Source organism: Ruegeria sp. N4 (assembly GCF_056531425.1).
Map to the genome: position 1 here is coordinate 814837 of NZ_JBQFLT010000001.1, position 26202 is coordinate 841038.

Genomic DNA, 26202 nt, shown 5'->3' on the forward strand with positions numbered 1-26202 from the left:
ACAGATCACCAATCAGCGCCTCCGCGGCGCAGGCCGATGGATCGGAGGCCGCGCCGCAGGCGGTCTTGCAACCGGAGGACGTGGGCGCGACGGCGGCTTGGCAATCGGTGGCTTCGGACGCGCAGGTGGCTTGCCCGCCGGGGGCTTCGGTCGATTGGGCGGCTTGCCGTCCGGCGGTCTGGGCCGGTCCGGCCGGTTCACGTCGATATCGACATCGACGTCGTGGTAATAGTCATTCCACAGCATCGAGTCGTAAAACGGATCGTACCCGTACCCATAGCCCACGCCGACACTTACGCCATCGCAGCCTGACAGGGTCAGACCTGCGACCCCCAAGCCCAGCGCGAGCACAGAACGTTTGATCAGTTTGCGTGTCATACCAACCTCCGTCATTGCAGCGACCGGAACGACGCAAAAACGGCGTTCAGATCATCCACATAAGCCGGGTCAGCCCCATCGCGCAGGATCGCCACCACGACGGCCACCCGGTTTCGCGGCAGGTCGATCAGGGTCGCCGTGAAATTGACCCCGCGACCATCGCGGTTGCCGGTGCCACGGTAGACACGGGCGGGCAACCCCCCGATACGGGTATCGCTGGTGCTGGTGACGGTTGGATCTTTGACAAGGAACTTGTCGATATCTTCAAGATATCGCTCCCCGTCCTGAATATCTTCAACTCCGGCTGGCGATACGAAGCCCATCCAGACCGTGTCGTCAGTAACCGGTCGAATGGCCATCACGCGCGCAACGGCGCGGGCATCCCCTAACTCGGTGTCTTCAATGTCACGCGGCCCACCGGTGCGCAGGGCCCAGAAATCCGGTACTGAAAACCGAAACAAGGCCCGACCCGCATCGGTATAGGTCACAGGCGTCTCGGCCCGGACAGGTGCAGCCCCTGCCGCCCATAGGGCTGCGCAGGCAGCAAGTGTTGACGCTAGAAAAATACGCATATCTCAATAACCTGATGGTTTCGCTGCCATCAGATTGAACCGGGCGCGCTTGCTTTGTCCAGTACTGCCTTGCCCAACAACGGAAAATCCGCGCGGGAAGCGTTGGGTCAGTTCCCCCGCTTAACAAGCACGCCATCTGTTGTGTTGCCGGCGTCATCGACAAAGCGGATTGTCTGACCCTTTTGCTGAACATCATAACACGCCCACAGATCCGATGGCGGCCAGAGCGAGCAATACTGATCCCCTCGCACAGCCCAGCGCCCCTCACTTGGGCCGCCCGCGAAATATTGGGTCAGCATCGAGGGCTCAAAGGTCTGCCAAACGCCATCCCCGTAATCCAGCTTCTGTTCGGTCAGCGCCGCCAGAATTCCCTCGCCAGACAGGGTCTGAAACTCTTCAGCCGCCAGAAAACCGGGCCAGATCGCTAAAATCAGGGCAAACCGTCTCATATCCGCACTCACACCTTGTTCATTAGATGGTGCGGGTTTAAACCCCGCCGCATCGCCTCCTGCCCAAACACAATAAGGTGCCGCTGCTTATGATTCCACGTTATTCCCGCCCCGATATGGTCGCCATCTGGTCGCCCGAAAGCAAGTTCCGCATCTGGTACGAGATCGAGGCGCATGCCTGCGACGCCATGGCTGATCTGGGCGTGATCCCGCGCGAAAACGCCGAGGCCGTGTGGAAAGCCAAGGATGTGGAATTCGACGTCGCCCGTATCGACGAGATCGAAGCCGTCACCAAGCATGACGTCATCGCCTTCCTGACCCATCTGGCCGAGCATGTCGGCAGTGAAGAGGCACGTTTTGTGCACCAGGGCATGACCAGCTCTGACGTGCTGGACACCTGCCTGAATGTGCAACTGACCCGCGCCGCCGATCTGCTGATCGCCGATCTTGAGGGTCTGCTGGCCGCCCTGAAACGCCGTGCGATTGAACACAAGAACACCGTCCGCATCGGTCGCAGCCACGGTATCCACGCCGAGCCGACCACCATGGGCCTGACCTTTGCCCGTTTCTACGCCGAGATGGACCGCAACCTGTCCCGCATGCGCGACGCCCGTGCGGAAATCGCAACCGGCGCAATTAGCGGTGCGGTTGGCACATTCGCCAACATTGACCCGCGCGTCGAGGAACACGTCTGCGACCAACTTGGTCTGGTGCCCGAACCGATCAGCACCCAAGTTATCCCCCGCGACCGCCACGCGGCCTTCTTTGCAACCCTTGGCGTGATCGCCAGCAGCATCGAAAACATCGCCATCGAAATCCGCCACATGCAGCGGACCGAGGTGCTGGAAGGCGCCGAATTCTTCTCGATGGGTCAAAAGGGCTCGTCGGCGATGCCGCATAAGAAAAACCCGGTTCTGACCGAGAACCTGACCGGTCTGGCCCGCATGGTGCGCGCGGCTGTGATCCCGGCGATGGAAAACGTGGCGCTTTGGCATGAACGCGACATCTCGCATTCCTCCGTCGAACGCATGATCGGGCCCGACGCCACAATCACGCTGGACTTTGCCCTGGCCCGTCTGACCGGCGTGATCGACAAGATGCTGATCTTCCCCGAGAACATGCTGGAGAACATGAACAAGTTCCCCGGTCTGGTGATGAGCCAACGCGTTCTGCTGGCCCTGACCCAAGCCGGTGTCAGCCGCGAGGACGCCTATGCCATGGTGCAGCGCAACGCGTTGAAAGTCTGGGAACACCGGACCGATTTCAAGCAAGAGCTGCTGGCAGATGCCGACGTCACCGCCGCGCTGAGCCCCGAAGAGATCGAAGAGAAATTCGACCTTGGCTATCACACCAAGCATGTCGACACGATTTTCGAGCGTGTTTTTGGCGAATAAATCATCGTAAGCCATGAAACAGCCCGGTCTGCCACAGCAGCAGGCCGGGCTTTTTTGCGATTCAGCAAGAATCGGTTACTCTTCACGGAACATCTCTGCAAAAGGAACTGATCATGATCCGAACCGTTCTTTGCTCGATCGCCCTTGTCTGCTTTGCCTCGGCCAGCCTTGCCTGCACCGGCCATTCCAAGCAGACCCAATCCTGCGCCGATGGCGCCGTTTGGGATCAGGAATCGCAAAGCTGCACAAAAATCATAAACAGCTAAGAGTTTTCTTTCCTGTTTGTGAATAAATGCGACCCGTCCGGTGTTAGCTTTTTTGAAGATCGCACTATGATTTCAATTAGCAGACCCGAGAACGGAGTTAAATTATGCGCCTAGTCCTAGCATCCGCGATTGCATTTCAGGCATTTGCCTTTGCCCCCATTGTTCATGCCGCAGGTGGCGACAGCAGCCCGCCGAAACCGACAAACACGACGAAGAAATGCCTGTTTGGCCGTGTGTATGACGAGGCTGCGGGCCGCTGTGTGAAGCCGAACAAAACCAATTTCACCCAAGATCAGTTGTATGACGCGGTGCGCGAGCTGGCCTATGACGGGCAGTATGAACATGCGCAGGACATTCTGCGCGTGATGGATCAAGGCGATGACCGTGTTCTGACCTATTGGGGCTTTACCTACCGCAAGATGGGCGAACTGGCGCTGGCCAATGCGTTCTATCAGGATGCGATCACTGCAAACCCCGACAACATTTTGGCGCGCAGCTATATGGGTCAGGGCTTTGTCTCGGAAGGCCGCACCGATCTGGCCATCGAACAATGGCGCGAGATCAAGGCCCGTGGTGGCGAAGGCACCTGGGCCGAAGCCTCGTTGCGCGACGCAATCCGCACCGGGCTGACATATAGCTACTAGGCTTCAGCCTTTCTTTACCCGATTCCCGCTAATCTGCCTGTGGACTTGATTTTGGCTCGGCAGGCAGATGCAGGATACGAACGCGCTGATACAAATGGCACCGGGGGCGGCCGCCCCCGCCGGTGACGGTAACGACGCCCCAAGGGTTGTTCCCCGATCGCTCAGCTCTCTACAAAAGGCCGCGGTTGTTGTGCGGCTTTTGTTGAATGAAGGCGCGGATATACCGCTGGAAGACCTGCCTGACGATTTGCAGGAAAAGCTGACCCATCAATTGGGTCAGATGGGGTTGGTGGATCGCGTTACACTGGATGCCGTCGCGCGTGAATTTGGCGATGCGCTGGACAATATCGGACTGTCCTTCCCGCATGGGCTAGCCGGTGCTCTGGACGCAATCAACGGCAAGATCGCGCCCGCCACGGCGGCCCGATTGCGCAAAGTCGCGGGCGTGCGCCAGATCGGTGATCCGTGGCAAAGGTTGCGCGAAATTCCAACCGAAGACCTTGCCCAAATGGCGCAAGCCGAAAGCACCGAGATTGCGGCGGTCATGGTCTCCAAGCTCGATACAGCGCAGGCGGCGCAATTGCTGGGTCAACTGCCCGGACCTGTGGCCCGACGGATCACCTATGCCATCTCCAAAACCGCCAATGTCACCCCCGAAGCGGTCGAACGGATTGGCTGGTCGCTGGCCTCGCAACTGGATCAACGTCCGGCCCAGGCCTTCAGCGACGGACCTGGCGCGCGGGTCGGAGCGATTCTCAACCAATCGGCGGCCTCGACCCGCGACGGGTTGCTGACCGCGCTGGACGAAGAGGATGCGGATTTCGCCAGCGTCGTACGCCAGTCCATTTTCACCTTCGCCCATATCACAACCCGTATCGCAGCCCGCGACATTCCGGCCATCCTGCGCGAGGTGGATCAACCCGTCCTGATCACCGCCCTGGCGGGTGCTGCGGCGGATGACGACAAGGCGTCGGTGGAATATGTGCTTTCGAACATCTCATCCCGCATGGCCGATAACCTGCGCGAAGAAATGGGCGAACGCGGCCGCGTCAAACAAGCCGAAGCCGAGGAGGCGATGACACAGATCGTCGGTGCCATTCGCAATCTGGTGGATGCAGGCACGCTCACCCTGGTCGAAGCCGAGGAAGAGGACGCGTAGATTGGGTCGCCAAGGACCCATGAGGGTGCTTGAGGTTGCCAGCCCCGGTCTGTATGTCTGATCGGGAAACGCGCAATATGCGGTGAGACGCCTTCATGCCTGTCGAAAAGTCAGAGCTCAGCCAGACTGAGCTTGCAAAATACTATGTCGCCAATCTGTTCCTGAAGGGGGTCATCGGCACCATGCGCCTGCTGCCGTATGAACGGCGCATCGCGACCATGGGTGCCATCGTGCGCGGCCTTGCCCCGGTGGTTGGATTTCGCAGACGCGTGCGCCGCAACCTGAACCTGACCTGCCCGAACCTGTCCGAGGCCGAGATTCGCAAGATCTCGGGCGATGTGTCGGACAATGCCGGGCGCGCCATCATGGAGCATTTTTCGCCCGAAGGTTTCATGGCGCGTCAGAAGACCGCCAAAATCAGTGGTGCCGGAATCGCAGCGCTTGATGCCGCCATTGCCGAAGGCCGTCCGGTGATGATGATCACCGCTCATTTCGGGCATTATCTGGCGGCGCGCGTCGCGCTTCAGGCCCGGTGCGGCAAGCCCATCGGATGCCTTTATCGTCGAATGGCAAACCCCTATTTCAACGACGATTACGTCAAAGCCTTCTACAAAACCGGCTCACCCATGTTCGAGCAGGGTCGGCGCGGCATGGTGGAAATGGTGCGGTCGCTGAAAAGTGGTGGCATTATCGCGATCGTATCAGACCTGCATGTTCAGGGCGGCGAACAGCTGCAATTCTTCGGCAAACCCGCGATCACCTCAGTTCTGAACGCCGAACTTGCGATGAAATACAAAGCGGTCCTGATCCCGGTTTACGCGGTGCGTCAACCCAACGGAATCGACTTTGAAATCGTTCTGCATGAACCAGTTCCGCATACCGATCCCAAGGAAATGACGCAGTTCACCAATAACGACCTGGAAAAGATGGTTCGTCAGCACATGGGCCAATGGTTCTGGATCCATCGCCGGTGGAAGCACTGGAACGGGCTGGGCGTCAGCCCCGAGGAAATGCCCTGATCACCTGACCTTGGTCGCTGCAACGATAGGCCCGTGCCCGGCTTGCTGCACCAGCACGACCGCAGGCAGGTCTGACTCCAGTTCCGCCGTGTAGCTTTGCGGCGCAACACCGTCCCACTGCCCGGCGATCTGCCAGGATTCGACCACATTGGCATAATCCAGTTCATGCCCCGCCAACTCACCCCGGCGGATCGAGGCATGGCGCAGCGGCGAATATTGGACCACTCGGACGTCATAGACCTGCCCCTCGGGCAGTTCGACGGGTGAGACCTCAACAGTCACGGCACCGCCATCCCGCTGCGCCTGAACCGAGGCTTGCGGGGCCGCTGTCAGATGCGCGTCGATCAGTTGATCGAGCTGGCGGGCTTTTGCCCCGACTACGTCCTGCTGTCCGTTTACCACCATCTGTGGCGTGTAGATCATCGTCCGTCCGCCTTGCCGTGCATAGGCGCGCTGCCGGTCAGTGTGGCTGGGGTCGGCATATTCGTCTTTCCAGCCGATATAGTCCCAGTAATCCACATGCAGGGCCAGACCGATCACATCGTCGCGTTTGGCCAATTCGTGCATGATGTCGTCGGCTGGCGGGCAGGACGAACAGCCTTGCGAGGTAAACAGCTCGATCACCACCGGATCGCTTTTGGCCACAACGGGAACAAGCGCAAAAAGGGAAAATGCAGTGGCAATGGCGGCAGTTCGGATCATGTCTGGCCTCGGGCTAATAGCTTTATTCTCTGGATTCGATAAGGTGTGGTAATGGTTTAAACCCTTTGCTCATCACCCTCCAATCAAGGTTTCTTGAGACCGGTTGCAAGGATTTCCACCGAAATGTGTGCAATGGTATACAAAAAATGCACTTAACGAGCCGATCCTTCTTGAACCGGTGGCCCGAGTGATGCAGATAAAATGCAGCGACCCTGAATTCCAAGTTGTTTGAGAGGGAGGCCAACAGATGCCCATCAAAGTCGGACAGGACACCGCCAAAACGCGCCGCAGCCTGAGCGTGAATGGCAAAACCATCTCGTACTACTCAATCCCCGCAGCGCAAGAGGCCGGGCTGGGTGATTTTTCCAGGCTTCCCGCCGCGCTGAAAGTCGTGTTGGAAAACATGCTGCGGTTCGAGGATGACGGCTTTTCCGTCTCGGTCGAGGACATCAAGGCCTTCGGCGAATGGGGCGCGAATGGCGGCAAGAACCCGCGTGAGATCGCCTACCGCCCTGCCCGCGTGCTGATGCAGGATTTCACCGGCGTTCCGGCGGTGGTCGATCTGGCAGCGATGCGCGATGGTATCAAGGGGCTGGGCGGCGATGCGCAAAAGATCAACCCGCTGAACCCGGTCGATCTGGTCATCGACCACTCGGTCATGATTGACGAGTTCGGCAACCCCCGCGCCTTCCAGATGAATGTGGATCGCGAATATGAGCGCAATATGGAACGCTATCAGTTCCTGAAATGGGGTCAGAACGCGTTTAACAATTTCCGCGTCGTGCCTCCCGGCACCGGCATCTGTCATCAGGTGAACCTGGAATATCTGGCCCAGACCGTCTGGACCGATGCCGACCAGAACGGGGATGAGGTCGCCTATCCCGACACGCTGGTCGGCACCGACAGCCATACCACCATGGTCAACGGCATGGCCGTTCTGGGCTGGGGCGTTGGCGGGATCGAGGCCGAGGCCGCGATGCTGGGTCAGCCGATCTCGATGCTGATCCCCGAGGTTGTGGGCTTTGAGCTGACCGGCGCGATGGTCGAAGGCACCACCGGCACCGATCTGGTGCTGAAGGTCGTGGAAATGCTGCGCGAGAAAGGCGTCGTGGGCAAATTCGTCGAATTCTACGGCAGCGGTCTGGATCGCCTGCCGCTGGCCGACCGTGCCACCATCGCCAATATGGCACCGGAATACGGCGCGACCTGTGGCTTCTTCCCCATCGACGGCGAAACCCTGCGCTACATGCGCAATACGGGCCGCGACGAGGACCGGATCGCGCTGGTCGAAGCCTATGCCAAGGAAAACGGATTCTGGCGCGGGGCGGACTATGCGCCGATCTATACCGACACCCTGTCACTGGACATGGGCACTATTGTCCCGGCGATTTCCGGCCCGAAACGGCCGCAGGATTATGTCGCGCTGACCGACGCCAAGGCCGCCTTTGCACACGAGATGGCCGAGACCTTCAAGCGCCCCATGGGCAAAGAGGTCCCCGTCAAAGGCGAAGACTACACGATGGAATCGGGCAAGGTCGTGATCGCCTCGATCACTTCCTGCACCAACACGTCGAACCCTTATGTGATGATCGGCGCAGGTCTGGTGGCGCGAAAAGCCGCCGCGCTGGGTTTGAACCGCAAGCCGTGGGTCAAGACCTCGCTGGCACCGGGATCGCAGGTTGTGTCCGCCTATCTTGAGGCCGCTGGCCTGCAGGATGATCTGGACAAGATCGGCTTTAACCTTGTTGGCTATGGCTGTACCACCTGTATCGGCAACTCGGGTCCGATCCAGAAAGAACTGTCCGAAGCAATTGCCGAGGGCGATCTGGTCGCCACCTCGGTTCTGTCGGGCAACCGCAACTTCGAAGGTCGTATCAGCCCGGACGTGCGCGCCAACTATCTGGCCTCGCCGCCGCTGGTCGTGGTTTACGCGCTGGCGGGCACACTGGATATCGACCTGACCTCGGAGCCGATCGGTCAGGACAAGGATGGCAATGACGTCTTCATGAAAGATATCTGGCCCAGCCAAAGCGAAATCGCCGAGCTGGTCGAGGCAACCGTGACCCGCGAGGCGTTCCAGACCAAATATGCGGACGTGTTCAAGGGCGACGAGAAATGGCAAAGCGTCGAGGTTCCGCAACAGGAAACCTATGACTGGCCACCGAGCTCGACCTACATCCAGAACCCGCCCTATTTTCAGGGCATGGGCCCCGAGCCGGGCACGATCTCGAACATTGAAGGTGCCAAGGTTCTGCTGATCCTGGGCGACATGATCACCACCGACCACATCTCGCCCGCCGGATCGTTTGCGACGACCACACCGGCTGGCAAATACCTGACCGACCGCCAGGTTCAGCCGCGCGAGTTCAACTCATACGGGTCCCGCCGTGGCAACCACGAGGTCATGATGCGCGGCACCTTCGCCAATATCCGCGTCAAGAATGAGATGCTGGACGGCGTCGAGGGCGGCTACACCGTCGGGCCGGATGGCGCGCAGACCTCGATCTATGATGCATCGATGGCCTATCAGGAACAGGGCGTCCCGCTGGTTGTGTTCGGCGGCGAGCAATATGGCGCGGGCTCGTCCCGTGACTGGGCCGCGAAGGGCACCGCGTTGCTGGGCGTCAAGGCGGTGATCGCCGAGAGCTTTGAGCGTATCCACCGCTCGAACCTTGTGGGCATGGGTGTGATCCCGCTGGAATTCACAGGCGGCGACACGCGCAAGTCGCTGGGTCTGAAGGGGGATGAAACCGTCTCGATCCACGGATTGGACACAGTCGAGCCGCTGCAAGAGGTGCCCTGCACTATCGTTTATGGGTATGGATCCGAGAAGACCATCACTCTGAAATGCCGGATCGATACCGCGCCCGAGATTGAATATATCGAAAACGGCGGCGTGCTGCAGTATGTGCTGCGGAATCTGGCAAAGGCGGGGTAAAGCTGCGCCTTTGGACTTGATCAGAAAGGACGCCTTCGGGCGTCCTTTTTTTTTGCGAGGCTCTGCCTCGCGCTCCGAGGTATTTTTGAACAGAAGAAGTTGAATTGGCGCAAGAGACCGGGTTTGCTGCGCCGGGGAGGTCGCGATGAACAAGGTGGCATTGATAACCGGAGGCGCGCGCGGCATTGGGCGCGCGATTGTCGAGGAGTTGAGCCGCGACCATCACATCGCATTCACGTGGTTTTCGACCGAGCCGACGCATACGCTTTTGAGTGACGGGACTCTGTCCATTCGATCCGACCTGACTGAGGATGGGCAGCCGGAGGCCGTGATTCAGCAGATCATCGACAAGTTTGGCCGGCTGGACGTGATCGTAAACAACGCGGGGGCGGTGAAATCGACCCCAAAAGAGGTGTTCAATCGCGACGACCACCGCGCCATTCTGGATTTGAACCTGCTTGTGCCCGCAGCCTTGTTGACTGCCGCGTTGCCGCATCTGAAACCGGGTGCGGCGATTGTCAGCATATCTTCGATGAACGCCGTTTTGCCGCCGAAAGACGCGGTAACCTATGGGGCAAGCAAGGCTGCACTGAACTTATGGACCCGCGGCATGGCGAAAGAGCTTGGGCCCGAAGGTATCCGGGTGAACGCAGTCGCACCGGGGGCCATCAACATCCCCGAGGCCCCGCGGCCCGATGATCTGACAGCCCTGTTTGTGAAAGACACAGCCATTGGGCGCGTCGGACGACCGCAAGACATTGCAAAGGCCGTTCGGTTCCTCGCATCGGATGACGCTGCATTCATCACCGGTGAGACCTTGGCGGTTACCGGGGGCTACAGGCTTTAGGCAAAGGGGTTATCCGCCCGCCGCCTTTTCCAAAGCAGGGCGGATTGTGCTTTCTATCACGCGCTGAGTGATCGGCCCGGCAAAGCGCAGAATTACCGTACCCTCGCCGTCAATCACATAGGTTTCCGGCACGCCGTATAGGCCCCAATCCAGCGCCATGCGTCCCTGCTCGTCGCGGCCGATGGCTTCGTATGGATCACCCAACTCGACCAGGAATCCCTCGGCGTTGTCCAACTTGTCCTTGTAGTTGATGCCGTAGACCGGGATGCCTTCGTCCGACAGCGCCTCGAGGTTCGGGTGCTCGGCCCGGCATGGAGCGCACCAGCTGGCCCAATAGTTGACCAGCTTGACCTCACCATCCCTCAGGGTCGTGTCGTCGAACAGGGCCTTGCCGGGAAACTCGGTCAGCACGACCGGGGGCGCAGGCTGCCCCTCGCGCGCAGAGGGCAGCGCGTTTGGATCCTCGCGGAACATGCCGATCCCGGCCAGAACCGCGAAAGCCCCGAAAATCAGGGGCGGCGCGAGCATCAGGGGCGAGATTTTAGCCATTCCGGGTTACCCTTTGTTCGATCTTTTCCATCTCGGCCCGCACCTTGCGTCCGCGCAGGATACTTAAGACAACCAGCGCGACCAGCAGTGCAATCGAGGCTGCATAAGACGACAGGACCGCGTCCGCGTATTTTCCAAGATCAGGGATCATCCGCCCACCCTTTCCCGTGCAAGCAACGCCTTGATCCGCCGCGCCCGGATTTCCGTGCCGGTGCGATACAGCACCAGCGCGATGAACAGCAGCACAAAGCCGATGATGCACGCCAGCAGCGGATAGAAGAAGATATTGCTGACCTTCTCTTCGGTATCGGTGCCGGTGACGGCACCCGCCCGCATGACGGACGCGCCCTGATGCAGGCCCTGATTCCAGAAGTTCACTGCATAGCGGCTGAGGATCGCAAAGACCGACCCCACCAGACACAGGACCGAGGTCAGGTCGGCAGCGGTATCGGGGTCTTCAATCGCCTCCCACAAGGCGACGTAGCCGAGGTAGAACAGGAACAAGATCAGGAACGATGTCAGGCGCGGATCCCAGGCCCACCACGTGCCCCACATCGGCTGGCCCCAGATCGCCCCGGTTGCCAGCGCGATCAGTGTCATGACGATGCCGATCGGGGCGGCGGCCCGCGCGGCCAGTGCACTGACATGGTGGCGACGCACCAGCCAGACCAGCGAGGTCACCAGCATCATCAGCCAGCAATTGATCGCCATCAGCGCCGACGGGACGTGCAGGTAGATGATCTTGACGGTCGATCCCTGCTTGTAATCGTCCGGCGTGAAGAAAAAGCCCCAGACCAGCCCGACCACGATAAACACTGCCGAAGTGATCCAGAAAAACGGCAGGACACGTTCACTGGTGGCAAGGAACTTGCGCGGGTTGGCATATTCCCAGAGGGAGTTGGCTTTGGCTGCGATTGTCATGGCCGTTATTTAGTCTGAATCGGAGGTTTTCTCAATTGACCTCGGTCAAAGATGTGGCGCTTCACCGCAGATTGATCCGCAGCACCGCTGCGCTGGCAAAGGGCAGCAGGGCGATGGTTGCAGCGGTGATCCCGGCCAGCATGAGAAGCGGTGTCTGTGTCTCCATCCCGATGGCGCCACGGCGGGCGACCTCAGCGCCGAAAATCAGGGTCGGGACGTAAAGCGGCAGGACCAGCAAGGACAACAGCAACCCGCCCCGTTTCAGGCCGACGGTGAGCGCTGCGCCGAAGGTGCCAATGACGCTCATGGCCGGGGTGCCCAGCAACAGCGAGATCACCAGCCAGAAAAAGCCCGGAACCGGCAGGTTCAACAGTACACCCAGGAAGGGTGCAGCAAGGACCAGCGGCAGGCCGGTGGTGATCCAATGGGCCAGCGCCTTGATCGAGACAACCGCTTCAAGCGGTAGCGGTGCGGTCGCCAGCAAGTCCAGCGAGCCGTCCTCCCAATCCAGCGCCAACAGGCGGTCGAGCGACAGCAGGCAGGCCAGAAGCGCACCGAGCCACAGGACACCCGGCGCGATCGTGGACAGCAGCGACGATTGCGGGCCGACCGCAAAGGGCACCAGAACCGTCACAATCAGGAAGAAGGCCAGCCCCAGACCGAAGCCGCCGCCCGCCCGGAAGGCCAGTTTCAGATCACGCAGCAACAGGGCGATCACAGGAAACCTCCGTCAAAGTCGTCGATGGGGGCGGGTTTGGCTTTGTTGGGGCCTACGTCCAGGACCTCGCCATCAAGGCCCAGATCGATATGGGTGGCGATCAGGGCCGAGCCACCCTGCCCCAGATGCGCGCGCACAGCATCTGCGAACATCTGCACGGCGTTTTTGTCCAGCGAAACGGTTGGTTCGTCCAGCATCCAGATCGGTCGCCCCGTGACCAGCATCCGCGCCAGCCCCAATCGCCGCTTTTGTCCGGCGGACAGGTTGCCAGCGTGACGGTCCGAAAGCTCATTCAGCGCAAAGGCGTCCAGGGCGGGCTGGATCTGCTGCGTCCCAAAAACCGAGGCCCAGAAGCTGAGGTTTTCAGTCACTGTCAACGTTGGTTTCAACCCGTCGGAATGCGAGGCGTAAGCGATCTGATCTTCGGCACCGTCTATCTGACCGGCCAATGGGGGCTGCAACCCGGCCAGCGTACGCAAAAGGGTTGTCTTGCCGATCCCGTTCGGCCCGCGCAGGATCAGGGCCTGACCGGGTTGGAGCGTGAAGCTCAGCCCCTCCAGTACTGGAATGCCGCCTCGGGTGATGGTCAGATCGGTTACGGTTAACGTCATGTGACCCGCTTATCCGATTGGGGACGCAGGTAAAAGGCGGGATTTGCCGCAGGGTGGCGATGTCGGCGCATATTGGTGATTGCGGGAGCGAGAGGCCAGCCTCGCCGCCATTGGCGCTCGAACCAATGGCGCACTAATGGCGGCTCTCCGGGATATTTTTGGCCAGATGAAGGGGGATCCGGTTACACGGGGATCAGGGCCAGCGCGATGCGGCGACCTTCTGACAGCAGGACGTTATAGGTGCGGCAAGCGGCTGGGGAGTTCATGATCTCGATCCCGATACCCGCATTTTCCAAGGCATTGCGCAAATCTGTGGGGATATGTGTCAGTTCGGCTCCGGTGCCGATCAACAGTACATCTATTGCGCCCGAAAGGTTCAGCAGAGGTTCGGAGTCGGCATACCCCTCCCACGATTGGGTTCCGGTTGCGCAAGTCAGGACGCCGCCGTTATGGACCTGCCCTCCGATACGAAAAAAGCCCGGTCCGTAGCCGTCGATGGGTTGGGCGTTGGTATAGGTGATCTCATTCAATCGCATGGGTGGTATCTATCCCCAAAGTGGCAGGCCGGACAAGGCCGCCAGCGCAATCGCCAGATAGGCGGCAGCACGGTAGAGGTGTTCGCGGTCGGGTCGGAACAACCAGGCCCCCAGCAAGTTGCCCAACAGGTTTGGCACGGCCAGCGCAAACCCCAGTCCCGCAGCGGCCAGCGTCACCTGCCCCATGCCGGTGAGATAGCCCAGCAGCAGGAAGTCAAAGGCAAACAGGAAAAGCAGGATGGTTGCCCGGATCACTTCGACAGGCAGCGGGCGTGACATGTAGAACAGGATAACGGCTGGTCCGGGCAATCCGGCGACTCCGCCCAAAAACCCCGCCGCCCCGCCGATACCCGAGACCATCGTGCGGCTGACACGCCCGTGATAGCGCAGACCCAGGATCAGAATGGCGAGCATGATCAGGGCGAGGCCGCTGACTGCGTAACTAAATACCTCGGGGTCGACTTGCGTTAGTACCCATAGACCGACAGGCAGAATCGCGGCGCAACCGATCACCAAACGTGCCAGATCGCCCTTGTTCACCGCGCCCCAAGCCCGGCGCAGATTTGGCAAGGGACCAAAGATATCCATGAAGGTTAGACCGATCAGAGCGCCAAAGGGGCCCAGATAAGGCGTGGCGATGGGCAGGAAAACCAATGCGGTTCCGAACCCCGAAAAGCCGCGCACGACCCCGCCCAGAAACGCTGCAAAAAAGATAACGGCCAGACCCTGCGGGGACTGGCCGAAAACCTCAGGCATCTATGTTGGCAAACTGATTGCCGGCGGTGTTGGATGGCTTGGACCAGTCGCGCTTGACCCCCAGCCACAGCAGGATGGTCGAGGCCACAAAGACCGACGAATAGGTCCCCACGATCACACCCCAGATCATCGCAAACACAAACCCCCGGATCACGTCGCCGCCCAAAACATAAAGCGAGATCAGCGCCAGCAGGGTTGTGACCGAGGTCATCACAGTCCGGCTGAGCGTTTCGTTGATCGAGATGTTCAGAACTTCCTTGAGGTCTTTCTTCTTGTACTTGCGAAGGTTCTCCCTCACCCGGTCGAACACAACCACGGTGTCGTTCAGCGAGTAGCCAACGATGGTCAGAAGTGCTGCGATGATGGCCAGATCGAAGCGGATTTGCAGCTCTGAGAAGATGCCGATGGTCAGGATCACGTCATGCACAAGTGCGGCCACCGCGCCCAAGGCGAACTGCCATTCGAACCGCAGCCAGATATAGACAAGCACCGCGCCGATGGCCAAGGCCACGGCGATGACCGCCGTCTGGATCAGTTCACCGGACACTTTCGGGCCAACAGATTCAACCGAGACAAATTGGATGTCGGGGATCACAGTTTGCAACGCGCTTTCAACCGCTGTGATTGTCGAAGCTTCGACCGCTTCGGCATCGGCCTGCGCCTGAATGCGGATCATGGCGACGTTTTCGTCCGGCCCGAAGGTCGGGTCGAAAATCTCGGTGATCGTGACATCGCCCAATTCCAGCGGCGCGATGGCGTCGCGGTAGGTGCCCACGTCAATCGGCTGTGCGCTTTCGGTGCGGATCGTGGTGCCGCCCCGGAAATCGATGCCGAAATTCAGACCTTGCAACAGGAATGAAACAAAGGCGATCACCATCATCAGGCCCGATATGCCCAGCCAGACTTTCCAGCGGCTGAAGAAATCGAACGAGGTTTCCTGGGGTACGAGTTTTAGTCTCATGTCAAACCTCGATCATTTTCGGACGGCGGCGTTCGAACCACATGACCACCATCAGGCGCGTCACGAAGATCGCAGTGAAGACCGAGGTGATGATACCCAGCCCAAGCGTAATAGCGAAGCCGCGCACCGGACCGCTGCCCATGGCAAACAGGATGGTCGCAGTGATGAATGTGGTGACGTTGGCGTCCAGAATGGCCGACAGTGCCTTTTCATAGCCAAGCTCGATGGCGCGGGCCGGGCCTTTGGCGGATTTCAGTTCCTCGCGGATCCGTTCAAAGATCAGAACGTTGGCGTCCACCGCCATACCAACGGTCAGAACGATCCCGGCGATACCCGGCAGAGTCAGCGTGGCCCCGATCAGGGACAGCAAACCGAACAGCAGACCGACGTTGATGATCAGAGCGATGTTGGCAAAGATACCGAACAGCCCGTAGCTGAGCGCCATGAAGACCAGCACCGCGGCGAAGGCCACGATTGTGGCGACTTTACCGGCGTCGATGCTGTCCTGGCCCAGTTCAGGGCCGATTGTGCGTTCTTCCAGAAAGATCAGCTCGGCGGGCAAGGCCCCTGCCCGCAGCAGGATGGCCAGATTGGTGCTTTCCTCGACCGAGAAGTTCCCGGTGATGATCCCCGACCCGCCCGGAATGTGGCTTTGAATGACAGGGGCCGAGATCACCTCGTCATCCAACACGATGGCAAAGGGCGCGCCGATATTGTCGCGCGTGTAGTCACCGAATTTGCGCGCACCGGATGTGTTGAAACGGAAGCTGACCGCCGGACGGCCGTTCTGATCGAAGGATGGCTGCGCGTCCACCAGTTCCTCACCCGTCACGACCGGGGCGGATTCGATGATGTAGTAGACACCGCTCTCGTCGATTGAGGGCACGACTTCCTGACCAATACCAGCAACCGCATCCGGGTCGGTGCCCCGATTGACCACAGGGTTGAAGGTCAGCTGTGCCGTCGTTCCGATGATATCTTTTAACTCACCGGCGCTGCCGATGCCCGGCACCTGGATCAGGATACGATCCGCGCCCTGGCGCTGAATGGTGGGTTCGCGGGTTCCGACCTCGTCAATCCGGCGGCGGACAATCTCAAGCGATTGGCGCACGGTGCGGTCGTCTGAGGCCAGTTTTTCAGCCTCGGACAGTTGCACGACAATCGTGTCCCCGTCGGCGAAGGCTTCGATGTCGGTTGCGCCGACCCCGGTCAGGGTTTGCACCTGACGGGCAAGACCGCGCACAACCTCCAGCGCGCGGGGCATCCCGTCGGGCTGGCTGATACGGACGCGAATCTGATCGGGGGCCGAGTCCTGACGGCGGATGGTTCCAACGGTCGCCCGCTCGTCCCGCAGGGCGTCGCGGATTTCCGGCCACATGCCCTCCATCCGGGATTCGTAGACATCCTCGACCTTAACCTCGGCCAGCAGATGGGCACCGCCGCGCAGATCGAGGCCCAGATTGACCAGAGACGATGGCAGCCAGTTGGGCCATTGTTCAGCCAGCGCCTGATTTTCGGGGGTGTCCGCGCCCAGCTCAATCGCGGCTTTGGCGTCGTTGGATTGTTCGACCCGCGTGTAAAACGCATTCGGCAGGGCAAGGATCAGGCCGGTCACACAGACCAGCCAGATCAGAACCCGCTTCCAGGTATCAATTTGCAGCATTACCCTGCCTTTTCAAGGAATTGTCAGGCGAAGTTATTTCGCAGGTTCGGTCTTGCTCAGAACCTGGGCGATGGTCGATTTGACCACGCGCACCTTCACACCTTCGGCGATCTCGACCTCGATCTCGTTCTCGCCTTCCTTGACCTTGGACACTTTGCCAATCAGGCCACCCTGCGTGACGACCTGATCGCCCCGGCGCACGGCCTCGACCATGGCTTGATGTTCCTTCATCTTCTTTTGCTGCGGACGGATCAGCAGGAAATACATGATCGCGAAGATCAGGATCAGCGGGAGAAACTGGGCGATTGCGCCACCTTCCATGGGATATTCCTTTTGCTTTGTGTTGCGGCACCGTTCCGCAAATTTGGCGGGAACCTATGCGCTGATATGTCTGTTTGCAAGCAAAGGCGGCGGTGTGACCCACCTGAACGCGACCCTGTCACCGCAAGAACAGTCAAAGCGTTGCAGATATGTCCTAGGAACATGGCCCAAACCGGGTATAGTCCGGGGTAAGGGGGACATATGGCACGGCAATTCAAGCCCTTCCTTTTGTTACGTTATTTCCTGGCCGCTTTGGCGGTGATCCTGTGGTTTGACGGTCCTGTCCGGGCACAGGACGCACCTGCGGAAGCGACCGCGTCCGAAGCAGCTGAATCAGAGGCCTTCATGGCCCCGGTCATCGTGGATGGGGACATCCTGTTTCAGGTCCGCGGTTCAAGCGCCCTGCCCGCGCCCGAACGGGCCGAGGGTGTTCAGAACAAGATCATCGAAATCGCCGAAGCGTCGGACGCGACCGAGATCGCAATCAGCTTTGAAGAAACCGACTTTGGCACCTGGATTCTGGCAGATGGTGAAAGGGTCTCAATCGTCACCGAAGCCGATGCCGAATTGGATCAGATGGAGCTGAGCGTTGTCAGCGTTCTGCACGGCAATGCGATCAAGCAATCCATCGAAGCCTACCGCTCGAACAGAACGGATCAGGCGCGCGTGTCGGGCGCGATCGAAGCTGCGGCCTGGACCTTGGGCTTTATTGTCTTTGTCGTCGCCATCCTGTGGCTGCATCGCAGGATCCGACGGCGCACCCTGAAATTCGTCAAACGCCACCTGAAGGACGTTGAAACCGCCACCGCCAAAAGCGTTCAGGCCGAGGCAATTGCTGCCCTGGTACGCTATGGGCTGAATTTTGTCCTGCTGGTGATCTTCTTTCTGGGCTTTTACTACTATCTGTCCTTCGTCCTGCTTGCCTTTGCCGAAACCCGCTATTTCGCGCAGTTGCTTCTGACCTACCTGACGGAACCCGTCCTTCTGATCTTCAAGGGCATCCTCAGCTATATCCCGAATATGATCATGCTTGGCCTGATCACCTGGGTAACGATGTATATTATCAAGGGCATGCGGGTGTTCTTTGACGCGGTCGAAGCGGGCTCGTTCGAGTTGGGGGATTTCGAAAAGCACTGGATCAACCCAACCTTCAACATCGCTCGGGTGGTTGTGATCCTGATCGCGCTGGTCTTTGCTGTGCCCTATATCCCGGGCTCGGATTCCGCGGCGTTTCAGGGGCTGACCATTCTGGTGGGTGCGATGCTGTCGCTTGGCGCAAACTCGGTCGTGTCGAATATGCTGGCGGGGCTGTTTGTGATCTATCGCCGCTCGACCTCGATCGGGGATCGAATTCAGATCGGGGATCACATTGGTGACGTGGTGCAGATCAAGCTGATGGAGACACATCTGAAATCCATCAAGAATGAGCTGATCTCGATCCCCAACGCGCAGCTGATGAATTCGGATGTGGTGAATTTCTCGAAGAAAACCGACGGCAGCGGTCTGTTGCTGCACACCACTGTCGGCATCGGGTACGAGGAACCGCCCGAAAAGGTCGAGGCGATGCTGATCGAAGCCGCCCATCGCACCAAGGGGATCAAGGCCAAGCCTGAACCCTTTGTATTGTGGACCGCGCTGGCCGATTACGCGATCAATTATCAGATCAATGGGTACACCACACGCGGCAGTATTATCCCCAAAATCCGGTCAGACCTGCACCGCAACATCGTGGCTGTGTTTAACGAGAACAATGTGCAGATCATGACCCCGTCCTACATGGCCGACCCGCCCGAGCCGAAGATCCCAGCCGGGGATTGGGATGGTCATCTGGCGCATCACGAAGAGACGCCAGACAGTTAAGCGCAATTTGGTTAACCAGCGCTACACCCTTCCAGCCATATGGTGCATAAGCAGCTTTAGTGATTCACGCATTAAGGATCTGAGACATGCACGACATCCGCGCCATTCGCGAAAACCCTGCCGCCTTCGACGCCGCTCTTGCGCGCCGTGGGGACGCGCCGGTGTCGTCAGACCTGCTGCGCCTGGACGAAAGCCGCCGCGCCAAGATTCTGGCGGCTGAGACGGCGCAGGCCGAACAGAACAAAGCCAGCAAAGAGGTCGGTGCCGCCAAGGGGCGCGGAGATGAGGCGGAATTCGAACGCCTGCGCACTCTGGTCGCCGAAAAAAAGGCCGAGATTGCGCGGATGCAGACCGAAGCCAAGGATCTGGACGCGCTGCTGACCGATCAACTGGCCCGCATCGCCAACCTGCCCGCCGAGGATGTACCCCAAGGCGCGGACGAAAACGACAATGTCGAGGTGAACCGCTGGGGCACGCCGCGTGCGTTCGATTTCGCTCCGAAAGAGCATTTCGACATTCCCGCCGTCGCCGCCGCAATGGATTTCGAGACCGCCGCCAAGACCAGCGGCAGCCGGTTTGTGAACCTGTCAAAAGGCGTCGCGCGTATCCACCGCGCCTTGGCCCAGTTCATGCTGGACACCCATATCGACAAGAACGGTCTGACCGAGATGCAGACCCCCGTTCTGGTCCGGGATGAGGCGATGTATGGCACCGACAAACTGCCGAAATTCGGCGATGACAGCTATCAGACCACCAATGGCTGGTGGCTGATCCCGACCTCTGAGGTCACACTGACCTATTCGGTATCCGGGGAGATTCTGGACGAGGCCGCCCTGCCCATCCGCATGACCGCCCACACCGTCTGCTTCCGGTCCGAAGCTGGCAGCGCCGGTAAGGACACCGCCGGGATGCTGCGGCAGCACCAGTTTGAAAAGGTCGAGATGGTCTCGATCACTCATCCCGATAGATCGGACGAGGAACAAAAACGGATGCTGCGCTGCGCCGAGGACCTGTTGGAACAGTTGGGCATCCCCTACCGCACCGTTGTCCTGTGCACCGGTGATATGGGCTTCGGCGCGCGCCGCACCTTTGACATCGAGGCATGGCTGCCCGGTCAGCATACCTATCGCGAGATCAGCTCGGTCTCGACCACCGGCGATTTTCAGGCGCGTCGCATGAATGCCCGTTTCCGCCCCGAAGCGGGTGGCAAACCGGAATATGTCCACAGCCTGAACGGCTCGGGGCTGGCCGTGGGGCGCTGCCTGATCGCCGTGCTGGAGAACGGGCAGAACGCAGATGGCACTGTGACCCTGCCCGAGGTTCTGGCCCCCTATCTGGGCGGCAAACGGACCCTGCAAACAGACGGCACACTGGCATAAGAAAACCGGCGCTTCGACAAGCGCCGGTCTTTCCAAAAGGGCGAGGAAGGCTTACTTCTTCGCCTTTTTCTTATCCTTCTTCTTATCTTTCTTTTTGCTGTCCTTCTTGCCAGCGTCTTTTTTCTTGTCGTCCTTCTTGGACTTCTTGTCCTTCTTCGACTTGGCTTTCACCTTGTCCTTGGCTTTCGAGAACGCGGCCTCCATCTCGGCACGTTTCTTGGCGGCCTTTTCAGCCTTTGCTTTTGCCTTGGCCTTCTTCTTGGCCTTCGCCTCGGCGGCTTCGGCTGCAGCCTTTTCAGCCGCAGCTTTCTTCGCGGCCTCTTCCGCACGTTTTTCGGCGGCTGCTGCGGCGACTGTCTTGCGGGCCGCGGGGCGTCGCGCCGCAGCTTTGCGCGGCGCAGCCCGACGTGCCGCTGGCGCGCGCTTGGCGGCAGGCTTGGCGGTGGCGGGTTTCGCAGCGACGGCCTCTTTCGCGGCAGCAATCAGCACAGCGGCCCGTGCCAGACCTATTCTGGGGACCTTGACCAGATCTTCGGGCTTGGCTTTCGCCACGGCCTCGGCTGTCTTGAAACCGTTCGCGGACAAGGCTGTGGCAAGCGCTTCTCCCACGCCCTTAACATCGGTCAATGCGGTCATTATGGGTCCTTTCTCTGTCTCCCTGCACATCCGTATATACACAGGATATACAATCCTTCAAGTCGTGATGCTGTCCCGTTGCGATCTCACCTACCGTGAGCCAGCTTGGCGTCCTGCCGCTGCTTGGGAAACGGCACCAAACGTTTGGCGTCTTCGTCCCATAGCTTAAGGGTCAACGCGGCCACAGCCTCGGGGAATTTGATCCGGCGCGGGGTGTATTCTGGCGGCAGGTTATAGTGACACGCCCGCAGCCGGTAGGACGGGATGCGCGCGTTGAAATGGTGGACGTCGTGCAAAGTGATGCAGGCAACCGCATTGTCGAACCACCACCCGAAATCCAGAGCAGACGATCCTTGCAACGCCGCCAGCTGAGGGTCCAGCTCAGGCCGACGATCCCAGTATGTGTCCTCGAAATTATGCTGCAGATAGACAAGAAATACGCCCAGCATCCCCCCGAGCAGAGAGAATACCAGCCAGACCAGAATGCCCGTTGTGCCCGCTATCAACCACAGAAGCCCCAGGAATACGACGATGGAAAGGTTGTGCAGCACAACCCCCTTCACTCCGAACCGAACGGTGTTCTTGGGCCAGCGATAGCGGATGAAATAGGTAAACAACGCCCCAACCGGCACGAGGATGAACGGGTTGCGATAAAGTCTGTAGAACAGGCGCTTTTTCCAATCCGCCTCATTCCATTCCCGCAAGGTCATCGTATGGATCTCGCCGGTTTCGCGGTGCTCCAGATTGCCAATTCCGGCGTGGTGCAGGTTGTGGTTCTGCTTCATCACCTCGAACGGAGCGAAGGTGAAAGGCGACAGGCCGTGCCCGGCCCATTCGTTCTGTTGCCGTGTCTCAAACAGCGAATGATGCCCGCAATCATGTTGCAGCACGTAAAGACGCACTGCCGAAAAGGCAAAAACAATCCCCGCCGGAACCATGATGTACCAGCGATCCACGTATGTGATCGCCAGCGCCAGCGATGCGAAATACACCGCGAAGGTCCCAAAATAGCTCAACGCTGCCAGTTTGTTGTCCTGAACCGCGTATTGTCTTGTGTATTCCCTAAGATCCATCCAGCCCGCTCCCCACGATGGCCCGACAAAAATTAACCCAAAAATATGCGCGGAGTGTCCGCGTACAAGCAGCGCACACGAAACAAATGCACGCAACTGAATGCTAGCGCGGGGAAAAGGCGCTGTCACGCCCCGAGGCTAAAAACGCTGAAAATTGGCGCAGTTACGCCTTACCCTTGAGATGTTTGGCCAAAGCACCCGCATTTTTCTTGCGTCGCCCCTTGTAGGGGTTCTTGTCGCCCTGCCCCCTCAGGGTCAGGCGGATCGGTGTGCCGGGCATGTCAAAATCTTCGCGCAGACCATTGACCAGATAGCGGGTGTAGCTGGCGGGCATCTTGTCGGGATGCGAGCACATGACCACGAAACCCGGCGGGCGGGTCTTGGCCTGTGTCATGTAGCGCAGCTTGATCCGGCGGCCCTGCGGGGCTGGCGGCGGGTGCTGTTCCAGCATTGCGGTCAGCCAGCGGTTCAGCGCAGCGGTCGGCACGCGCCGGTTCCAGATGTCGTGGGCGCGAAGGATTGCGGCGCGCAGACGCTCGAGCCCCCGGCCCGTTTTGGCAGAGACGGTGATCAAAGGCGCGCCGCGCAGTTGTGGCAGCAGGCGTTCGAAGGATTCTTTCAGATCACGCAGTTTTTCCTGCTTGTCCTCTTCGATGTCCCATTTATTGACCGCGACAACAACGGCGCGGCCTTCGCGTTCGGCCAGATCGGCGATGCGCAGGTCCTGCTGTTCGAACGGAATCGCAGCATCCAGCAGAACCACGACAACCTCGGCAAATTTCACGGCGCGCAGCCCGTCAGAGACCGATAGCTTTTCCAGCTTCTCTTGCACCTTGGCCTTTTTGCGCATGCCCGCGGTGTCGAAAATCCGCATCGGGGTGCTGTCGCCATCAGGGTCAGCCCAGTCGATGCGCAGGCTGATGGCATCGCGGGTGATCCCGGCTTCGGGGCCGGTCAGCAGGCGGTCTTCGCCGATGATTTTGTTGATCAGCGTGGATTTACCGGCATTCGGACGTCCAACCACCGCAACCTGCAGCGGCTTGGACGCAGTGATCAGAGGCGTTTCACCTTCGCCATTCTCATCCAGCTCGATATCGGTTTCGGGGGTATCGTCCTCGGCCTTGTCCTCAGCCGCGTCCGCCAGCGGCATCAGTTGGGCATAAAGGTCCGTCATCCCCTCGCCGTGCTCACCCGACAGGCGTACGGGTTCGCCGAGGCCCAGGTTATAGGCCTCAAGCACACCGGCATCCGCTGCGGACCCTTCGGCCTTGTTGGCCGCCAGAATCACGTGTTTCGAGCGTTTGCGCAGAATCTCGGCAAACATCTCATCCGTTGGGGTCAGACCGGTCCTCGCGTCGATCATGAACAGGCAGACATCGGCCATGTCCACCGCACGCTCGGTCAGGCGGCGCATCCGGCCCTGCAGGCTGTCATCGGTTGCATCCTCAAGCCCCGCCGTGTCGATCACGGTAAAACGCAGATCGCCCAGACGCCCTTCGCCCTCGCGCAGGTCGCGCGTCACGCCGGGCTGGTCGTCGACCAAGGCCAGACGTTTGCCCACAAGGCGGTTGAACAGGGTGGATTTGCCCACATTCGGGCGCCCCACGATGGCGAGGGTCAGCGACATGTTCTCAACTTTCAAGACTCAAGAAGCGCCCTTTAGCGCATCTGAACGTCAACGGAAAGCGTGTAGATCGCCCTTGGTCGAAACGACGTACAGCGTCTGCCCCGCCACGACTGGTGAGGTGGTGGCCCCACCCGGAACCTCGACCTGGTAAATCTGCGATCCGTCAACCGGATTGAAGAAGCGCACATAGCCATCGTTTGAGGACACGACAAGACGTCCACCCGCCAGAATCGGGCCGTAATGGGCCACAATCGGCCCGCGCCGTCCGGGACGGTCTTTGACAAAGCCCGGCAGGTCCTGTGCCCAGATGATCGAACCATCAGCAGCGTTCAGGCGCACCAACTGGCTGCGGTCGCTGATCAGGAAGATGCTGTTGCCCGCAGGCCAGACCGTATCCACCGCGCCTTCATCGGCGGTCCAGCGACGTTCGCCCGAACCCGCGTCGAATGCGACGGTGCGCCCTGAATGGTTGCCGATATAGATCGTGTCGCCCGCCACCATCGGCCCGCCGGTCACGTCGATGATCTGCGCTGCGGCCCGTCCCCGGCGCCCACCGGCAACCGACGCGTTCCAGCGGCGGATACCGCCCCGCCGGAAGGTGGCGGCAATATCACCGGAACCAAAGGCAAAAACAGCAAGGTCCGAGGCCAGAACCGGGGCAGGCGCGCCCAGAACGTTGCCGACGCTCGGCGTGCCTTCGATCTGCCAGGCAATCCGGCCGTCTTTGGTGTCGATGGTCCAGCCGGTTTCGTCCCCTGCGACCAGATACAGCAGCCCGTTCGCAACCAGGGGCGATCCGCTGCCTGTGGCGTTCAGGCGTTTCTGCCACCGGATCGCTCCGGTTCGTGCATCCATCGCGGTCAGGCGGCCAAAGCCAGAGGAGACGTACAGAACACCGTCGGCATAGGCTATGCCGCCGCCGGTCGCGTCAACATCACCGTCATTTCTGGGGATCAGGTTGGTCTCCCACACAACCTGCCCTTGCGGCGAAACCGCTGTCACGGTCGCAACCGCGTCCAGAGTGTAAATCAACCCTCCGGCCACAACAGGTTCGGCGGTGATGCGCTGCTTGCGCGAGTCGCCCTTGCCGATCGGGGCCGACCAGATCCGCTGCGGCGTAGCGCGCAGGGCCGCGTTGGTGGTGCGGAAAGCCGGGGTTCCGGCACTCTGCGACCAACTGGAATTAGCTGTTTGCGCTGGCAGGCTGATCGGCTGAGACCCGCGCGTTTCCACAACCTCGGTGTCCGAGGCAGGCCGGATGTCTTCGCGAGCGCCGGGCAGGATGGACTCGGGCTCTTGACAAGCGGCCAGGGCGGTAAGGGCAATTGCCGCAGCCGGCAATCCCATACGGGAAAATAGTCGTGTTACCATGTCAATCCGAACTCGCCTGTCCTTTATTATACCGCCAGCTTAGCCCTGTTGTGCCACCAACGGGTCCGGCTCGCCCCCCAGGGCGACAATCAACTGCGCAGCGCGTTGCTGCAAATCTACGCCCACCTCGGCATCCTGCCGCAAGGCCTGCAAACGCGTCAGCGCCGCGTCAACCTCACCCTCGGAAATATCGATCAGGGCCAGTTGCTCTTCGGCCAGCAGGCGCAGCGGTGCGCCTGGCGCGGCCAGAGCCTCGAACTGCAGGCGGCGATCTGCGGCAGGCAACGTATCCGCTTGCAGCAACAGTGCCTTGAAACTTGCAATCGCCCGGTAAATTTCCGGCAAATCGCCCTGAACGGCAATTGCGTTCAGGCTGGCAACGGCGTCCTGTTCGGATCCGGCATCCACCTGCGCGGCGGACAACAGCATGCTCAGAACGGCATCACCGCCCGGCGATTGTGGCTGAACTGCCTGCAATTCGGTCGCCCGCGCAGCAGAATCGTTTTCCGCAAGCGCGGCAAGGATTTCGTCGCCCAGCTTTTGCGCCTGAGCCGTATCGCGGGACTTGCGAACCTCGTTGAAAGCGGCCCCACCGACGACCAGTATGACGGCAACAACACCGACCCAGCCCCAGCGGCGCAACAGCAGGTACATGCGGTCACGGCGTACCTCTTCTGTGACCTCATCAATGAAACTGTCGGTGTCGCTCATCCCTGCCCCCGGGCTGTGTCTTCTGCTTTCGTGCGCCATGTCATACCCCGGCACCACGGCCAAGCCAAGGCCCGGATTGTGCACAATACCGTAGCGGCAGTCCGCTCTTGCGCAAAAAAGTGAACCGAACTATTCAGTTTA

General features: G+C 60.0%; 28 protein-coding genes. 9 read left to right on the plus strand and 19 right to left on the minus strand.

All coding sequences use genetic code 11. The features are described from left to right. Positions 1-12: 12 nt before the first annotated feature. The 3 genes from ACR0LW_RS04055 to ACR0LW_RS04065 all read right to left on the minus strand — a co-directional run bounded on the left by ACR0LW_RS04055 (position 13) and on the right by ACR0LW_RS04065 (position 1399). On the minus strand, positions 13-378 hold the full coding sequence (locus ACR0LW_RS04055) for a UbiA prenyltransferase family protein (RefSeq protein ID WP_170449832.1): 366 nt from the start codon (positions 376-378) through the stop codon (positions 13-15). 11 nt (positions 379-389) lie between these two features. Then, complete coding sequence (locus ACR0LW_RS04060; RefSeq protein ID WP_170449830.1) at positions 390-950, minus strand: hypothetical protein; 561 nt, start codon at positions 948-950, stop codon at positions 390-392. A gap of 107 nt (positions 951-1057) precedes the next feature. Next, positions 1058-1399, minus strand: a complete 342-nt coding sequence (locus tag ACR0LW_RS04065; protein WP_170449828.1) for a hypothetical protein — start codon at positions 1397-1399, stop codon at positions 1058-1060. A gap of 89 nt (positions 1400-1488) precedes the next feature. Here ACR0LW_RS04065 and purB point away from each other — a divergent pair, with 89 nt between their 5' ends. From purB to ACR0LW_RS04090, 5 genes are all read left to right on the plus strand, one after another. Beyond that, positions 1489-2793: an adenylosuccinate lyase gene (gene purB / locus ACR0LW_RS04070; RefSeq protein ID WP_170449825.1), complete on the plus strand. Its 1305-nt coding sequence runs from the start codon at positions 1489-1491 to the stop codon at positions 2791-2793. 113 nt (positions 2794-2906) lie between these two features. Beyond that, positions 2907-3059 carry a hypothetical protein gene (locus ACR0LW_RS04075; RefSeq protein WP_170449824.1) on the plus strand — a complete coding sequence of 51 codons (153 nt, stop codon included), beginning with the start codon at positions 2907-2909 and terminating at the stop codon, positions 3057-3059. A gap of 104 nt (positions 3060-3163) precedes the next feature. Beyond that, positions 3164-3703 carry a tetratricopeptide repeat protein gene (locus ACR0LW_RS04080; RefSeq protein WP_170449822.1) on the plus strand — a complete coding sequence of 180 codons (540 nt, stop codon included), beginning with the start codon at positions 3164-3166 and terminating at the stop codon, positions 3701-3703. Positions 3704-3770: 67 nt separating this feature from the next. Continuing rightward, positions 3771-4862: a FliG C-terminal domain-containing protein gene (locus tag ACR0LW_RS04085; RefSeq protein ID WP_170735117.1), complete on the plus strand. Its 1092-nt coding sequence runs from the start codon at positions 3771-3773 to the stop codon at positions 4860-4862. A 95-nt stretch (positions 4863-4957) separates the two neighbouring features. After that, on the plus strand, positions 4958-5881 hold the full coding sequence (locus ACR0LW_RS04090) for a lysophospholipid acyltransferase family protein (protein WP_170622003.1): 924 nt from the start codon (positions 4958-4960) through the stop codon (positions 5879-5881). On the opposite strand, the gene ACR0LW_RS04095 is transcribed toward ACR0LW_RS04090, so the two are convergent. After that, positions 5882-6583 carry a DUF1223 domain-containing protein gene (locus ACR0LW_RS04095; RefSeq protein WP_170519470.1) on the minus strand — a complete coding sequence of 234 codons (702 nt, stop codon included), beginning with the start codon at positions 6581-6583 and terminating at the stop codon, positions 5882-5884. It lies immediately after the preceding gene. A gap of 247 nt (positions 6584-6830) precedes the next feature. Between ACR0LW_RS04095 and acnA the strand changes: the two genes are divergently transcribed. Both acnA and ACR0LW_RS04105 read left to right on the plus strand, forming a co-directional pair. Further along, entirely contained in the window at positions 6831-9521 is a 2691-nt protein-coding gene (gene acnA / locus ACR0LW_RS04100; protein ID WP_480580653.1) for an aconitate hydratase AcnA, read from the plus strand. Between the two features lie 145 nt (positions 9522-9666). Next, positions 9667-10368, plus strand: a complete 702-nt coding sequence (locus ACR0LW_RS04105; RefSeq protein ID WP_170449812.1) for an SDR family oxidoreductase — start codon at positions 9667-9669, stop codon at positions 10366-10368. 9 nt (positions 10369-10377) lie between these two features. Here the strand turns inward: ACR0LW_RS04105 and ACR0LW_RS04110 are convergent, their stop codons facing one another. The 10 genes from ACR0LW_RS04110 to yajC form a co-directional block, all read right to left on the minus strand. Further along, the gene (locus ACR0LW_RS04110; protein ID WP_480580651.1) at positions 10378-10917 is read right to left on the minus strand and encodes a DsbE family thiol:disulfide interchange protein; all 540 of its coding nucleotides are present in this window, start codon (positions 10915-10917) and stop codon (positions 10378-10380) included. Then, a complete protein-coding gene (ccmD, locus tag ACR0LW_RS04115; RefSeq protein ID WP_480580649.1) occupies positions 10910-11068 on the minus strand; it encodes a heme exporter protein CcmD in 159 nt (52 codons plus the stop codon). The genes ACR0LW_RS04110 and ccmD overlap by 8 nt, the downstream gene beginning before the upstream one ends. Further along, positions 11065-11838, minus strand: coding sequence for a heme ABC transporter permease (locus tag ACR0LW_RS04120; RefSeq protein WP_480580647.1), 774 nt, complete (start codon positions 11836-11838; stop codon positions 11065-11067). Before ACR0LW_RS04120 ends, ccmD begins: the two co-directional genes overlap by 4 nt. Before the next feature lie 61 nt (positions 11839-11899). Next, positions 11900-12556, minus strand: coding sequence for a heme exporter protein CcmB (ccmB, locus tag ACR0LW_RS04125; protein ID WP_170449804.1), 657 nt, complete (start codon positions 12554-12556; stop codon positions 11900-11902). After that, positions 12553-13167, minus strand: coding sequence for a heme ABC exporter ATP-binding protein CcmA (gene ccmA, locus ACR0LW_RS04130; RefSeq protein WP_480872359.1), 615 nt, complete (start codon positions 13165-13167; stop codon positions 12553-12555). The genes ccmB and ccmA overlap by 4 nt, the downstream gene beginning before the upstream one ends. A 182-nt stretch (positions 13168-13349) precedes the next feature. Then, positions 13350-13703, minus strand: a complete 354-nt coding sequence (locus ACR0LW_RS04135; protein ID WP_480881644.1) for an Mth938-like domain-containing protein — start codon at positions 13701-13703, stop codon at positions 13350-13352. Positions 13704-13712: 9 nt separating this feature from the next. Next, complete coding sequence (locus ACR0LW_RS04140; protein ID WP_480881646.1) at positions 13713-14459, minus strand: TSUP family transporter; 747 nt, start codon at positions 14457-14459, stop codon at positions 13713-13715. Continuing rightward, on the minus strand, positions 14452-15420 hold the full coding sequence (gene secF / locus ACR0LW_RS04145) for a protein translocase subunit SecF (protein ID WP_170449797.1): 969 nt from the start codon (positions 15418-15420) through the stop codon (positions 14452-14454). The genes ACR0LW_RS04140 and secF overlap by 8 nt, the downstream gene beginning before the upstream one ends. A 1-nt stretch (position 15421) precedes the next feature. After that, positions 15422-17083 carry a protein translocase subunit SecD gene (gene secD, locus ACR0LW_RS04150; protein WP_480881648.1) on the minus strand — a complete coding sequence of 554 codons (1662 nt, stop codon included), beginning with the start codon at positions 17081-17083 and terminating at the stop codon, positions 15422-15424. A 33-nt stretch (positions 17084-17116) separates the two neighbouring features. After that, a complete protein-coding gene (gene yajC, locus ACR0LW_RS04155) occupies positions 17117-17404 on the minus strand; it encodes a preprotein translocase subunit YajC (RefSeq protein ID WP_170628557.1) in 288 nt (95 codons plus the stop codon). A 201-nt stretch (positions 17405-17605) separates the two neighbouring features. On the opposite strand from yajC, the gene ACR0LW_RS04160 reads away from it, so the two are divergent. Both ACR0LW_RS04160 and serS read left to right on the plus strand, forming a co-directional pair. Beyond that, positions 17606-19264, plus strand: coding sequence for a mechanosensitive ion channel family protein (locus ACR0LW_RS04160; RefSeq protein WP_480881649.1), 1659 nt, complete (start codon positions 17606-17608; stop codon positions 19262-19264). 86 nt (positions 19265-19350) lie between these two features. Then, positions 19351-20643, plus strand: coding sequence for a serine--tRNA ligase (gene serS, locus ACR0LW_RS04165; protein WP_480580638.1), 1293 nt, complete (start codon positions 19351-19353; stop codon positions 20641-20643). 51 nt (positions 20644-20694) lie between these two features. Here the strand turns inward: serS and ACR0LW_RS04170 are convergent, their stop codons facing one another. The 5 genes from ACR0LW_RS04170 to ACR0LW_RS04190 all read right to left on the minus strand — a co-directional run bounded on the left by ACR0LW_RS04170 (position 20695) and on the right by ACR0LW_RS04190 (position 26061). After that, on the minus strand, positions 20695-21279 hold the full coding sequence (locus ACR0LW_RS04170) for a helix-hairpin-helix domain-containing protein (protein ID WP_480881650.1): 585 nt from the start codon (positions 21277-21279) through the stop codon (positions 20695-20697). An 86-nt stretch (positions 21280-21365) separates the two neighbouring features. Further along, positions 21366-22352, minus strand: coding sequence for a fatty acid desaturase (locus ACR0LW_RS04175; protein ID WP_480881651.1), 987 nt, complete (start codon positions 22350-22352; stop codon positions 21366-21368). A gap of 163 nt (positions 22353-22515) precedes the next feature. After that, entirely contained in the window at positions 22516-23979 is a 1464-nt protein-coding gene (gene der / locus ACR0LW_RS04180; RefSeq protein ID WP_480881652.1) for a ribosome biogenesis GTPase Der, read from the minus strand. A 48-nt stretch (positions 23980-24027) separates the two neighbouring features. Next, positions 24028-25350 carry a PQQ-binding-like beta-propeller repeat protein gene (locus ACR0LW_RS04185; protein ID WP_480881653.1) on the minus strand — a complete coding sequence of 441 codons (1323 nt, stop codon included), beginning with the start codon at positions 25348-25350 and terminating at the stop codon, positions 24028-24030. A 39-nt stretch (positions 25351-25389) separates the two neighbouring features. Further along, a complete protein-coding gene (locus ACR0LW_RS04190) occupies positions 25390-26061 on the minus strand; it encodes a hypothetical protein (RefSeq protein ID WP_480881654.1) in 672 nt (223 codons plus the stop codon). Positions 26062-26202 lie beyond the last annotated feature (141 nt).